11 protein-coding genes are annotated in these 13666 nt (G+C 41.7%); 3 read left to right on the top strand and 8 right to left on the bottom strand.

Annotated elements, in window-relative coordinates; all coding sequences use genetic code 11:
- The first annotated feature begins 380 nt into the window (after nt 1–380).
- On the top strand, nt 381–1337 hold the full coding sequence (locus NO992_RS07240) for an FHA domain-containing protein (RefSeq protein ID WP_010374789.1): 957 nt from the start codon (nt 381–383) through the stop codon (nt 1335–1337).
- 48 nt (nt 1338–1385) lie between these two features.
- Here NO992_RS07240 and NO992_RS07245 read toward each other — a convergent pair whose 3' ends face one another.
- The 8 genes from NO992_RS07245 to norR all read right to left on the bottom strand — a co-directional run bounded on the left by NO992_RS07245 (nt 1386) and on the right by norR (nt 12041).
- Nucleotides 1386–1898 (bottom strand): DUF962 domain-containing protein, encoded by a 513-nt coding sequence (locus tag NO992_RS07245; RefSeq protein ID WP_017218140.1) that lies wholly within the window; start codon nt 1896–1898, stop codon nt 1386–1388.
- Between the two features lie 90 nt (nt 1899–1988).
- Nucleotides 1989–2357: a DUF1294 domain-containing protein gene (locus NO992_RS07250; RefSeq protein ID WP_253105633.1), complete on the bottom strand. Its 369-nt coding sequence runs from the start codon at nt 2355–2357 to the stop codon at nt 1989–1991.
- Between the two features lies 1 nt (nt 2358).
- Nucleotides 2359–4509 carry an exonuclease domain-containing protein gene (locus NO992_RS07255; protein ID WP_371375622.1) on the bottom strand — a complete coding sequence of 717 codons (2151 nt, stop codon included), beginning with the start codon at nt 4507–4509 and terminating at the stop codon, nt 2359–2361.
- Between the two features lie 81 nt (nt 4510–4590).
- On the bottom strand, nt 4591–7902 hold the full coding sequence (locus tag NO992_RS07260; protein ID WP_371375625.1) for a response regulator: 3312 nt from the start codon (nt 7900–7902) through the stop codon (nt 4591–4593).
- Complete coding sequence (locus NO992_RS07265; protein ID WP_371375628.1) at nt 7899–9128, bottom strand: ABC transporter substrate-binding protein; 1230 nt, start codon at nt 9126–9128, stop codon at nt 7899–7901. Before NO992_RS07265 ends, NO992_RS07260 begins: the two co-directional genes overlap by 4 nt.
- A 152-nt stretch (nt 9129–9280) precedes the next feature.
- Entirely contained in the window at nt 9281–9763 is a 483-nt protein-coding gene (bfr, locus tag NO992_RS07270) for a bacterioferritin (RefSeq protein WP_010374799.1), read from the bottom strand.
- 3 nt (nt 9764–9766) lie between these two features.
- On the bottom strand, nt 9767–10237 hold the full coding sequence (bfr, locus tag NO992_RS07275; protein WP_010374801.1) for a bacterioferritin: 471 nt from the start codon (nt 10235–10237) through the stop codon (nt 9767–9769).
- A gap of 241 nt (nt 10238–10478) precedes the next feature.
- Nucleotides 10479–12041 carry a nitric oxide reductase transcriptional regulator NorR gene (gene norR / locus NO992_RS07280; RefSeq protein WP_371375632.1) on the bottom strand — a complete coding sequence of 521 codons (1563 nt, stop codon included), beginning with the start codon at nt 12039–12041 and terminating at the stop codon, nt 10479–10481.
- Nucleotides 12042–12202: 161 nt separating this feature from the next.
- Here norR and NO992_RS07285 point away from each other — a divergent pair, with 161 nt between their 5' ends.
- Both NO992_RS07285 and NO992_RS07290 read left to right on the top strand, forming a co-directional pair.
- Complete coding sequence (locus NO992_RS07285) at nt 12203–12427, top strand: hypothetical protein (RefSeq protein ID WP_010374807.1); 225 nt, start codon at nt 12203–12205, stop codon at nt 12425–12427.
- Entirely contained in the window at nt 12428–13645 is a 1218-nt protein-coding gene (locus NO992_RS07290) for an NnrS family protein (RefSeq protein WP_371375635.1), read from the top strand. It begins immediately after the preceding gene.
- Nucleotides 13646–13666: the final 21 nt, after the last annotated feature.

Genomic DNA, 13666 nt, shown 5'->3' on the forward strand with positions numbered 1-13666 from the left:
TATTCAAGTCAATGAAGTCTAAAACTCCTGTAATCTCAGTGTAATGCCGTGTAATAGCTAAATTAAAGTAAACGAATTAGACTGAAGATGTTTGCTAGGATTTATCACCCTAATATCAAACAATTGGTTTAAGCTTTGGGATTCTGCGTCAAACTAGAAAAACTGTAATTCCAAATTAGACCAAGCCGGTACGTAAGTACTGGTGAATTCTTCCCTCAACGAGACCCACCTCGTGGGTCTTTATCATTGAGTAGAAGGAAATAAAATTGTATGCTTCACGGCACTTATACATTGATATAGATGAAATTTACGCCTTGCTGAATTGTGATATCTATTTTGTATAAGCATGTAATTTTCATCAAAGTTATACGGAACTAACTATGGCTTATTTAATCGACGAACAGAAACTCGAACGAGTCTATCTTAAAAGCTATCATACGGTAGGCCGCTATAAATATAGTGTAGATACCTTGATAGACAAGCCGGGAGTGTCGCGACATCACGCCATTATCGAACTCAATGAAAACAAATGGTTTATTAGAGATGTGAGTACAAACGGCATCTGGATAAACGATAAAAAGCTCGACAAGAACCTGCCGTATCAGCTATTCGAAAATGATAAGATTGATTTTGCAGCACCTGGTCAAAACTCGTTTGTCGCGGCGAACTTGCAAACCGAGTGTCAATATTTAGTTTCTCAGTCAAACAACCAAAAAGTAGTAGAAGTAACGAATCAACTTCTACTTCCTAGTGAAGATGACCCTAAACACATCATTTACTATGATAAATTGCTCAACTATTGGTTTTTAGAAGATCTAAATACCTCAGATCGACAAGCCTTAATAGATGGCAGTATTGTATCGCTGATGAACGACCAATGGATGTTTTTTTCTGCCACGACAATCGCGGTAACTAAACACCTTGAATGCCAAAAAGCTGCCAAGCCAATGGCATTAGAGTTCAATGTAAGTCAAGACGAAGAAGATACTCAGCTAACACTAAGTGTTGACGATAAACACCTAGATTTAGGCGTCAGAAGTCATCACTACTTACTGTTGCTGCTTGCCAGAACTCGGATCCAAGATAAAGATGCAGGCCTTGAATCGGATGTTCAAGGTTGGGTTTACCGCGATGACTTAGCAAAAGCACTCGGCGTACAAACAAACCATATGAACATTATGGTTCACCGCGCACGCAAGCAATTTGTCGATTCCGGTGGCGAAGATTACCCGGAAGCAACCTTTTTATTGGAAACCCGCTGTGGCCGAGTAAGATTAAATTGCCAAGATATCACGATAATAAAAGGCTCTAAATTAGAAACACGCATGACAACTTAAGCGATATTGTTAGTTGGGCAGAAATCACATTTCAGCCCAACTATTTGCCTATGCTTTATACTCTCCAGCATTATTCACTATTTTGTTTTCGAGCTTTTTACATAGTCCTAATACGAATAAAAGCTCCACAAGCACAAACAGTGGTCCAATTGCTAAACCAATCAAGTCATCGACAAACGCAGGCTTTTTTCCCTCGAAATAATGCCCTATAAACTGCAACACCCAACCTACAAAAAAAACACCAGCCCAAAACAATACGGTCAATATTCCAGCATTAACAATGAGTGGGTTCAGCGTTTGAACAAGGAAATAAAAAGCCAGTATGATGGCGCTCATCATGAGCCCGAGAATGGGGGATAGCATCAGGTAATAGCCACATAAAACTACCCCTATCAGCGCGGCAAGCGTGATGGTCACTCCTGATACATCGAATAACGGGATAAAAGTCATACCCACAACAGCAATGACAATTAACGGGATCCCAAAAAAGTGAGTCAGAATGTTTCTTTTGCTGCGATGATACATGGCATACTGACTTAATAACGTCTCTAGTTTGTTCATTATTGTTCTCTCATTGATACCAATTATCCTACTGATAATTAGTCAACAAAGAAAATTTATCAATAAAAAATTCTATTAGCGTATTAGGGCCTATATAAATAACCAAATAAACAGCATACCAAATACAATAGTCTGCATTATGAGCACCATCAACAGCTTAAAATTAAAGCTAGGTTTGATGGTTTTATGCCTGAGCATATACATTGCCACTGGTGTGATAATATTGAGCCCAAGTAACCCACACAGTAGTAAATTACGCTCAGGAATACGCGATTGAGCAAGCGTTGAAGCGCGCTTATCCCACCAAAAAAGTGCAAATATAAATACATTGATAACCAACAACACCACTGCAGAAACAATCGCTTGCCAAGGTAGTTTAGATACGCAAAGCGCCCCTAACCACACGCCTGCTCCCCAAAATAGGCCCATCTGCTGATGCATTAAACGAACCGCTGACATGCTACTTTTCCTGTCTTATTGTATTGATTTGAATGAAAATTTTAGCGGTAGCATAAGCATCATCCATCGCTCGGTGATGATTAATCAAAGGTACATTCATCGCTTGGCAAAACGCCCCGAGCGCATAAGAGCGCAAGCCTGGTACAAACTTTCGGCCTAACTGCACAGTACATAACTTCGCACGAGTAAACTCTCGGCCGACTCGAGCAAACTCCTGCCGAATGAAGCCATAATCAAAGTTCACATTGTGCGCGACAAAAATAGCACCTTGGCTAAACAGCTCAACTTGCTCCAAAATTTCAAAAAAAACGGGAGCATCACTCACCATTGCCTGAGTGATCCCTGTCAGTTCCGTGATTTTTTGTGGGATACGACGCATCGGATTAACAAGTGATTGCCATTTAGCAACGACCTCGCCGTTAACGACTTTTACCATGGCTACCTCGGTAATTCGATCAAACTCTTTATTGCCACCGGTGGTTTCAATATCAACAACGACATAAGGTTGCTCTTTGCAAATATGCCATTCAACGGTTTGCAGTCGCGTGGGAATATTGCGTTGCAAGAGTTTAGAAATGTTAACCAGCTGACTTCGGCTAAGACTATCTCCAGGAGCCTTGATTTCTTCAAACCTTAAACCCGCTTTTTTGTCGACTATCATCAGATCGGGAAAACCAGATTTCATCAGATGAAAATCACTACACATTAGCCTTAAAACAGATTTAACATCCTCAATTGACAAGTTAGACAGTAATATTTTTATTGAGTCGAGCATCTTATCGTGCCAAATAAACAACCGATTGGGCTCTCCGTAATGTTCGCTCATCTGGCGTAGAAGCCAGTTCATCCAAGCAGAAGTATCTGTAAAACTCGCTAAGCGACATTCAATTTCCTCCTCAAATTCGCTGTAAAAGCGATTTTCTTTTAACGCCAGCGGAGTTCTAGAAAACCCATTAGCAACGATACTTTTTGGGTGATAAAACAGTTCTTGCCAAAAGCTCAATCCAAATAAGGCCAGCCAAATTTCATTTTCAACATGATAGGCCTCAATGTCATGACGTTTATAATAAGCAATGACGCCAGCCTCTGTTTGTCCCTTAAAAGCCTCATCAATTTGGATCGCAGGTTGACTTTTTCTTAGCATATCCGTAAGTACAGAAGTGCATTTTTGGTTAAATTTACGCTGATAAAAGTCTTCCGCGAAGATCATCAATGTTTCATCGCTTTCCCCCTGCAATATGCGCTCTAATTGCTCACGAACCTGCTCAACTTCACCTTGTTTATAATTATGTCGTATCAACATCTCACACGCTTGAGGGTGCTCACTCATACCCAGTAAGGTTTTAAAATGGGAAAATTCAGGACCTAACTTTCTGGCAAGCGTTAACAGGTACTTTGCATGTGCAGTCACTGCATATTGCCCATCAACCTTAGGCAATTGTTGCGCTGCGGCCTGTCTAGCACGCCACACTAATTCATCTTCAGAGGCATTTTTGAGCTCACTGAGTGCATTTGCATAATAAAACGCGCTCACGGCTTCTGCTTTTTGTTCAAAATGTGCCTGGTAAGCAGCGTCAGTGCTCCGGGTGTTCATTACACCAAGATCTCGCATCGAAAATTGCGCTAAGCTAAAGCCTACCTTGCCAAAGTACAAAAATAGAAAGTAGTCGATATCGGCTTGAAATGAGAGCGTGAGATACTGGGATAGGTATTCTTGTGCATTTAGATGTTCAACGCAGACAGATTGATTGATATGCGCTACCCAGAGCGATTTTTTTGCCGATTTACTTGGCAGTGTAGTTAAGTTCTCTCGCTCGGCAAGTTCAATTAAACATGGTTTAGTTAAGCAATATAATAGTGCTTGAAAGTCGCCTTGTTGTACTTGACGAAGCAATCCCTTTGCTTTTAATGAAAACGCGACTTCACAAATATTATTGATCTCTTCGTAGCGCAGTGAATTGATATCCAGAAAAGGAGTTTTGCGGGAAATAAACCGCACTAACAAACACAATTCATCTTCAGGCAAGCGATGTAGCTCTGCTAGCAGCTCACGCTGAGCACTACTTAATAGCGGGTGACATACTTTAAGTAAATAATCGCTAAGCTCACTAAAGTGGCTTAAGTAATATTTGGCGGGTAATTCTTTTCTCAACGCAAATCTAGATAACTGTTTTTATATACAGTAAAGATTATCACAGATAGGAAATATTGCCAATTTGCTTCAGTTACCCCCTTAAGTCGTTTCTTCTGTATCGTCTGTGGAAGTGTATTCGCTTTTGTATAGCCAATATTGTAGTTTCTCGCTCAGTGGCTCTTCAGAAATGGGCTTTGTGAGGTAATCATTCATGCCTGCATTTAGACACCTTTCCCTATCACCGGACATTGCATTGGCTGTCATGGCTAATATTTTTACTCCTTGATAACTTTCACCTGCGGCTCCGTCTCGGATTAATTCGGTAGTCCGATAGCCATCCATTTCTGGCATCTGACAATCCATTAAAATTAGCTCAAATTGACATTCATCTTGATGTGACTTGAGCAGTTCAATAGCAAGCAGTCCGTTTTCGGCAACTTCAATATGGGTTATCCCCAATTTTTTGAGCATACTTAATGCGACAACTTGGTTCACCTTGTTATCCTCAACCAGTAGAATACGACAAGGTTTTGGCCACGTAAATTCGGTTTCGTTCGCCTTTCTTACCAGCTTCAGATAGTGACTCGTAACCAGTGGTTTCGCATTCGCCAACGCCTTGCCATCTTCAGCTAAAATGGTTAACGCATCAAAAAGGTCTTTGGTTGTCACAGGCTTTGGAAAATAACCTGAATAGCCACGCTCCGCGTAAAACTGGCCATCCCCCTTGGTACCCATTTGCGTCATCATGATAAGTTTTATCGCTTTGAATCGCTTATCATTTTTTAGTGCAGCACCGAGCTGCTCACCCGACATACCTCTGAGCGTCATATCCAATAAGGCGATATCAAACACATTTTTATCACATTGGTATTCAGCTTCACATAAAGATAGTGCTTGTATTCCAGAGCTGGCTTTATACACATCCGCCCCCCAGCGCCGCAATTGAAATTCCAAACTCGTCAAGGCTGAGAGGTTATCGTCAACTAGGAGTATTTTGCTCCCTTGTAAATCAATTTTTGCAGCTTCGAATTGAGTATTATCGCCATGGATCAAAGTCACGAAAAATTCAAATTGACTACCATGCCCAAACCGACTACTCACGGTGATATCACCATCCATTAATTCACAGAGTTGCCTGACAATGGCAAGCCCCAGTCCAGTCCCTCCATACTTTCTAGTCGTAGAGGCATCAACTTGAGAGAATTTAGCAAAAAGCCTATCCGCTTTGTCCTCTGGTATCCCTATGCCGGTATCTTCAACTGAGCAATGAAATCTCAGTTTATTATCCACTTCACTAAACCAAGCTCGGATGATGATCTCGCCTTGCTCGGTAAACTTGATTGCGTTACTAATTAAGTTGGTGATTATTTGCCGAATCCGGCTCGGATCCCCCTGCACCAATGGCTTTTCAAGTTGGGTAACATCTAAAATAAGTTCAAGTCCCTTTTTCTGTGCTTGCAACGCAACGGATTCAATCAATTCGCCAAGCAATGCCCTAATATCGAAATCTAGTGACTCAAGCTCAAGCTTACCCGCTTCAATTTTAGAAAAGTCTAAAATATCGTTGATAAGATTTAATAATGACTTGGCACTGCCCATTGCAAGACTCACTTTATGTAATTGAGCTTGTGTAAGGTGCTCATCTTCTAGCAGACTTAACATGCCTATCACACCATTCATTGGTGTGCGGATCTCATGACTCATTGACGCTAAAAACTCGCTTTTAGCTTGCGCGCCCTGCTCCGCCGCTTGCTTCGCTTGTTCTAGTTCCTTTTTCGCCTCAACAGCAGCGGTAATATCTTGCTGGATACCGACGAATGCCGTTAATTGATTTTGTTCGTTGAACACCGGAGAGATCTGCAAACTATTCCAAAATGCCTTTCCAGATTTGGTGTAATTGATCAATTCAACTTTGACGAATTCGTGAGCTATTATTGCTTCCCTGATTTCATCTAACGCTTGCTGTTGGGTATGTTCACCTTGCAAAAAGCGACAGTTTTTACCCAGCACTTCATCACCATATTCGGTGATTTGTTGAAATGTTTTATTCGCAAATACGATTGGCAATTCAGGCTTAGTCGCGTCAACAATCGTTATGCCGACATTTGCGCACTCTATTGCTTGAGCGAGTAAATCATTTTGTTCCTTGGCCTTTTTCAGTGCTTCTTGATGAAGCTTTTGATCGGTAATATCCGACAGTGAACCAACTATCCGCTTCGCTTGTCCATCTTTAAGTGCCGCAGCACCTTTTAGCCAAAAATAGCGATAGCTGTTTTGCCTCGTTTTTATTCGGCACTCGACACCAAAAGGCTCTTCTTCTGTCATATGAAACTTAATTGAGTTTTCTAAATTGGGGAGGTCTTCTGGGTGGACTCGGTCAAATAAACTAGAAATATGCGCAGAGAATAAGGCTTGTGTCTCTTGCGAAAAGCCTAGTAAAGATTTGAATCTGTCTGAATAAAACACAGCATTCCGTTCAAGATCCCAGTCCCAAAGACCATCATCGCTACCAAATATTGCAAGTTTAAATCGCTCTTCACTGCGTTTGAGTGTTGTCCTTGATTCCTCTAGCTTTTTGAACGGGTTTAACAAAAGTTGCTTACCAAACAAATAGAGCAAGCCAAATGATAGGAATAGCCCAAAAGCAATAGCACCAATAAGATCCCACACAAATATTTTCACTTCGTCAGTGACCTGACTTTTCTCTACACGATAGTCCAATACTAAATCGGTGGAGCCAACATCGAGACTGCTTACACTAAAGTAAGTTTCAACTTTTTGGGTGTTAGAAAAGTTAATCCACCTGCCTTTTAAACCAATGCTGTGAAAAGATTTGGATGATGAGGAGCTCAGCAGACTCTCTAAACTCGTAGAAAACTCGCCAATAAGTGCTCCCTCGGCAAAGCCGTTATAGTAAATCGGTACTGCTATTGTGAAATAGTGCAAGTTGCCAATCTGAGTGAGATCTATCGCACTGACCAGCTCTGCATTGATCACTTTATCGAGCCACTTTGGTTTTTGGCCTAATACTTCATGAGAATCAAAGTTTGCGTAAACCACATCGCCCAATACATTGATCACCATTAACTTTTCTTCTCTACCTATAATTTGAAAACTGCGCATAAAGTCTCGTAACTTAGCCGCGGAGAGCCCCGTGCCCATCGCACCATTTACGATAATAGGATGTAGAGAAAGGTCAGAGAGGATCTGCTTACGACTTTCAAGATACTGAGTTAAGTTGTTAACTGCGAGTTGAGCTTGGGTTTCATTCGTTTCTCTTACTAAATCTTCGACTATGACATTTGATCTCAGTCCAACAAAAAGTGCACTGAGCAGAAGTGAAACGATAGCCGTTAATCCTAAAAAGGTGTAAAAAGCGCGATTACTCGTTAAGGTGAATTTAGTTTTCAATGCGACCCCGGGTAACTATAAACTAGTTTAATACTGCCATTAGACTGGTACTGTCCCATACACAAGTCTTGCACGGTTAGCGCTTCATGGGCTGAATCGATTTTTTCACTCCAGACACTAAAAGGCCGTTGATACGTTTTTACTAGACCGTTAACCGGCGATTGCAAATCCTCAAATGCGCTTTTTAACAAGGCTCTGTTGGTCGCGACCGAATCTGTCAGTTTTATTTGCTCCGTTGCCGCAATAAGAAGCTTAGCAATGTCATAGCCATGGATAAATCCGGGAGCTGCTTGAACAAATCCATGCTTGGCAAACTCGGTCGGGAAAAGCTGTTTTGCACGATTAAATACCCGTGCCGAAAACGCACTTAATGGTTTATTCTCAAAAGAAAAACAGCTTTGTAGGACCGCCAATGAGACATCTGCAGATAGCTTATCCCCAACCACTTTAAAAAAGTTACCCGCAGTTACCCCCCAATGACTAACAATGGGCAGACGCTGCGCCTCGTCAATACTTGCCATGGCTTTTACAAACTCAGCGCCCTCAATCGCATTGCCAACAAAAATGATACATTGCGGCTCACTTTCAATAATATTATGGACCATGATCCGTGCTTCATTCTCTTGTGTCGCCCAGTTAAACCAAGATACGGGCAGCGCGTTGTTAGGCTTGGCCGTTTTATATTCAGCTAGCAATGTGTCGTAATTGGATCGCCCCCATGCGGTATCCTCAAGGAGTAAATGAGGTGCAACACAGCCTTGTTGCTTTGCATAATTGATGAGTACTTTACCCGCTTTGGTGTCATCCACAGAAAGCCTGAAAACCCAATTATCCTTACTCGGGTATCTTGTAATTGGTCCACCAGCGGCCCAAGGAACCAACAGCAGCGCTTCACCCTCATTGATAAATTTACGAAATTTAATATAAGGAGGAGAATGAACACCACCAAGCACAAGTAAGGCATTCGGGTCTTTTAAAAATTGCTTAAAGTGAAGCAAGCTACGATTACTATTACCACGATGGTCTTTGGCCACCAATTCAATCTTATAACCTTGGATTTGATTATCTACTTCATCTAATGCGGTTAAAAATCCCATTTTTATCGCTTCAGCTGACTCATTTAAATTAGAATAATCAGCGTCATGATAAATACGAAACACTTGCTTGGAGTTTGCTGCGAGACAAACTGAGCTCAGGAAGCAGAAAAACAGTAATAATATTTTCATCGTATTACTAATCACTCAACACATAACTAAACTTTAGTTCAAATCATTGTGATTGCTTAATTTTATAGCGAATACCTTGCTCGTTATAAATCACCAAGACAATGCATGGCGCACAAAGAAACCGCACCCAAAGGTAGGCACGGTGGTTGGGATCATTCAGGGCTATTAGCAAGTTGGCTCTGAATGTAGTTTGGTAAACCAATTAGTTTGATTAAATTGATATGCTGTTCAAGCCAATAAATGTGATCCATTTCGGTGTCATCTAACAGGGTTTCGAGCATTTCACGGGTAACATAATCTTGCGCTTGCTCACACACTGCTATCACCTTTTTCAAGTGATCTTTTACCAGAATTTCCGCAGCCAAGTCATTTTCTAGCATTTCTTTCACGTCAGCACCGACGTGAATTGGCGCACGAGAAGCAGTATCTGGCGTGCCTTCCAAAAACAAAATGCGCTCCGTGATCCGCTTAGCGTGATCAAGCTCTTCTTCGTATTCGTGAGATAACTTATGGTGTAGCTTTTCCAGTCCCCAATCTTCATACATTTTGGCATGAGCCAAATATTGATCCATAGAAGAAAGCTCAAGCGTAAGTTGCTTGTTGAGTAAGTCGATAACGGTAGAATTGCCTTGCATAACTTACCCCTCAATCTGCGATTGCAGATAGTTTTCAATGCCGGTATTTTTGATTAAGAAGTGCTGCGTTTCGAGCCAATCCACATAGCCCTCTTCATATTCAAGAATGTCTTCTAGTAGCTCTCGACTAACATAATCCTGTTCGTGTTCACACAGCGCAATTGCATCGCGCAAAGTCGGAAGCTGATCGAGTTGAAACGCCAAGTCGCACGCCATCATCTCTTCGGTATGCTCACCTATTCGTAACTTTTCTAAATGCTGGAGGTTTGGTAACCCTTCAAGGAATAATATCCGCTCGATAAGATCATCTGCTTGCTTCATGTCCTTGATAGATTTTTTATATGCTTTCTCGTTTAGCTCTTCAAGCCCCCAATTTTTGTACATTCTTGCGTGTAGAAAAAACTGGTTTATCGATGTTAACTCTAGCGTAAGCACTTGGTTTAGCGCTGTTATGACTTGCTTATTACCCTGCATAGGGCCCCCTAATAATGTCGAGTGACGCCCTATAACCCTAGTTCAATATTTATTCTTCGCAAGATTAAATAAAAATAACAGTTTTCTTAATATACCCTTTTAAAATAAACAACTTATAAGAGTATTAATAACAATTTTCATTACATTTAGGATTTCATTTTTTGAACCGCTTGTATTCAATCAAAACTCAAAATAAAAAATTTGCTAAGTTATTGAAACTCATAAAAGCAGCTTCGGTTACTCAACTCATCTGCTTTTTAACATTCAACCCTAAACGCTTTGCCAGTCGAACTAAATTTGCTCTATCCATTTCCAGCTCTCTCGCAGCTGCCGACCAATTAAACCCATGACGTTCCATCGCGTTAACGATCATGTCTTTTTGTAGTAGCTCGACGGCGAATTTCATGGCGACAGGAGGTGTTTTCTCTTGCGTGGTAAGGCACTCAGCCTGCTGAATTTGTTGATTGTGTTTTGGCGCGATATCTATGTCATGGATCTCAATGATATTAGCCTGCCACTGTTGATGCTTAGCTTTTAACGCTGCACGACTGACACAATGTTCAAGCTCTCTGACATTGCCCGGCCAGTCGTAATGCATTAATCGGCTGAGTGCTTGCCTATCCATCACCACTTGTTTTGCGTTGAGCGTGCCTCTTAGCTGCTCTAAAAAGAACCCAACCAGCAGCGGGATGTCATCTAGCCTTTCGATCAGTGGAGGAACAAATAAAGGATACACACTCAAGCGATGATAAAGATCAGCCCTAAATTTTCCGCGCCTCACCTCTTCTTTTAAATCACGATTAGTCGCAGCAACCACTCTAACATCGACAATATGAATACGATCAGCACCTACCGCTTGCACCTCACCGCTTTGCAGCACACGTAATAGTTTGCTCTGTAAAGTCAGACTCAGCTCGCCAACTTCATCCAAAAACAGCGTGCCGCCGTCCGCGGCTGCAAATTTGCCTAATCGGTCTTTATCGGCCCCGGTAAACGCGCCTTTTTTGTGACCAAAGAGTTCACTTTCTGCTATCGAGTCAGGAAGTGCCGCACAGTTAATTTGTACGAACGGTTTGTCATTTCGTTGGGAGTTAAAGTGTACGTGTTTTGCTACTAACTCTTTACCCGTTCCTGTATCACCTTGAATAAGCACATTAAATTCAGAACCAGCAACCAGTTCAATTTCTGATTTAAGCGAGTGCATCACCGCACTCTCTCCTACCAAGATTTGCTTTTTAACGGACTTTTGGGATTGAGTATGGATAGATGAACGTGCTTGCTCATAGAGCCGTTCAGCCTCAAACATACGTAATGCACTACTTGAGACAATTGCTTGTAGGGTTTTCATATAAACCTCAGACAAGTGCTCAAAGCTATCAGGTTTAAGACAATCGAACGTCATCAATAAGGTGCTACTTTGCAGCGCGACCTTAAATCCCATGCAGGCATGCACCGGTAAGCGACTTTCTTCGGCGAGCAACAGACCATCGTAAGGGTCGGGTAAGTCGCTATTGGCAGGAAAACTAACTAGTTCGTCAGACTCGAAAATGGACATCAATCTAGGTTGCTCTGTAAGCAAAAATTGCCGCCCAACAGCGTCCGCACTCAACCCATTGCAAGCTAGGATAGTTAATGCATGCTGATCGCCATAGAGAATGGCGATGGCATCAGCGGTAACAGATTGACTCAATGCTGAAAGCAAGGACTTAGCGTATTGCTTAACCTCACGACCCTCTTGCGCCAACGAAAGTCGTGACAACGACATACTAAGCTCAAGCAATTTGGAGAGCGCTAACGAATTCATGTCAAAAAGACTCAATTTATTCAAATAAACACCATTTAAGATAGGTCAATTTGACTCAAACATCAATAAGAGAATACTAATCCAATGATTTATAAAGCATTTTAAAGTTGGCGTGACACCTGCAATGTGCAGTCTATATATCAACATTCGCAGAGTTAACGATGAGCCGCGCATACCAACTTTTAAGATATAGCAACATCGCCATTTTCACTTCACTCGCAGCGTTTATGCTGTCACTGCAAGTGAGTTTTTTTAGCGTTGAAAGCTTCAGCCTCTTCTCACAAATTGCAGCACATATTAGTACTATCGTATTGGCCGCCTTGATTAAGCTTGCCTACGTCATCCGCCTTGTTTGTCTATACCACCTAGGTTTGGAGGTTAAATAAATGAGCTTAATCCAGCTAGAAGAGCCCAGTCCAAAAGCCGTGTGTTGGTATACACCATCTACTTGGCCCGTGTTAATGCTCGGCTTTAGAGCACTATTTTTACTCGCAGGCTTATTCGCTGTCGTGAGTATTTCTGTATGGGCTTTATTACTCAATGGTAATGTTGTTTGGCGTAATGATTACCCAGCGACCTATTGGCACGCCCACGAGATGCTGTTTGGCTTTGGCGGTGCAGTCGTCGCCGGATTTTTGCTAACCGCAGCAAAAAATTGGACGCAAAGACAGACATTACATGGTGGCGCACTGCTGTCACTCTGTATTATTTGGTGTGCCGCTAGACTGAGCTTTTTTGTGGCAAATTCATCAGTCATCATCACCTTGCTACTACAACTGGGTTTTTGGCTCATTATACTATTCAATTTAACGAGCGTAATTGTTGATGCAAAATCCAAAAACAATCGTGTTTTTATTTTTGCTGTAAGCATGTTGTGTGGCTGCAACATCGTATTTTTAATTTTACTTCACAACCAGCACTTCTCATTGCTAAGCGCTATAAGCCAAGCAACGCTTATTGCTTACATGTTATTGATTGGTGTAGTGGGTGGCCGCGTTATTCCGTTTTTTATTGCCCGAGGATTGCAGCAAGCACAAAAACCACATACTCCAAAGTTAGACAGGGCGATCTTTTACCTCGCCATCATCTGCGTTTTCACCTATATCCTGCAGTTTACGATACAAAATACTCACTATTTAAGTGCTGCACTACTGCTCCTTGGTCTACTGCACTCGATAAGAGCAATTTATTGGTTTAACAGTAAATTATTTAACGTACCACTGCTTTGGTCACTGTACCTGTCATATTGTGCAATCGCAGTGGGTTTAATACTTAGTGCATACAACAACACCTTTGCACCAGAGCATTTGCGCAGCCATCTTCACTTAGTGGCAATTAATGGCATGGGATTAATGATCTTAGCCATGATGACTCGCGTTACCTTGGGCCACACAGGTCGACTATTACAAGTAGGCACGACAACTACGCTGGCATTTATCTGTATCGCGATATCAGGTCTTATCCGCGCATTCCTTATTCATTTTATAAACCCACACAATGCATGGCTGTTAAGTGCAGTGGCTTGGGTTTTTGGTTTTTTGCTTTTTTTCATTACCTTCGCGCCCATGCTGATACAAAAACGCGTCGATGGGCGAATAGGTTAACTCTACTCTCAAATTGGAGAT

The organism is Pseudoalteromonas sp. DY56-GL79 (assembly GCF_041414765.1).
GTDB classification, from domain to species: domain Bacteria; phylum Pseudomonadota; class Gammaproteobacteria; order Enterobacterales; family Alteromonadaceae; genus Pseudoalteromonas; species Pseudoalteromonas piscicida.

Coding starts and splice junctions, on each gene's coding strand:
- NO992_RS07240 (WP_010374789.1), top strand. CDS start 381: ATGGCTTATTTAATCGACGAACAGAAACTCGAACGAGTCTATCTTAAA.
- NO992_RS07245 (WP_017218140.1), bottom strand. CDS start 1,898: ATGAACAAACTAGAGACGTTATTAAGTCAGTATGCCATGTATCATCGC.
- NO992_RS07250 (WP_253105633.1), bottom strand. CDS start 2,357: ATGTCAGCGGTTCGTTTAATGCATCAGCAGATGGGCCTATTTTGGGGA.
- NO992_RS07265 (WP_371375628.1), bottom strand. CDS start 9,128: ATGAAAATATTATTACTGTTTTTCTGCTTCCTGAGCTCAGTTTGTCTC.
- bfr (WP_010374799.1), bottom strand. CDS start 9,763: ATGCAAGGCAATTCTACCGTTATCGACTTACTCAACAAGCAACTTACG.
- bfr (WP_010374801.1), bottom strand. CDS start 10,237: ATGCAGGGTAATAAGCAAGTCATAACAGCGCTAAACCAAGTGCTTACG.
- norR (WP_371375632.1), bottom strand. CDS start 12,041: ATGAATTCGTTAGCGCTCTCCAAATTGCTTGAGCTTAGTATGTCGTTG.
- NO992_RS07285 (WP_010374807.1), top strand. CDS start 12,203: ATGAGCCGCGCATACCAACTTTTAAGATATAGCAACATCGCCATTTTC.
- NO992_RS07290 (WP_371375635.1), top strand. CDS start 12,428: ATGAGCTTAATCCAGCTAGAAGAGCCCAGTCCAAAAGCCGTGTGTTGG.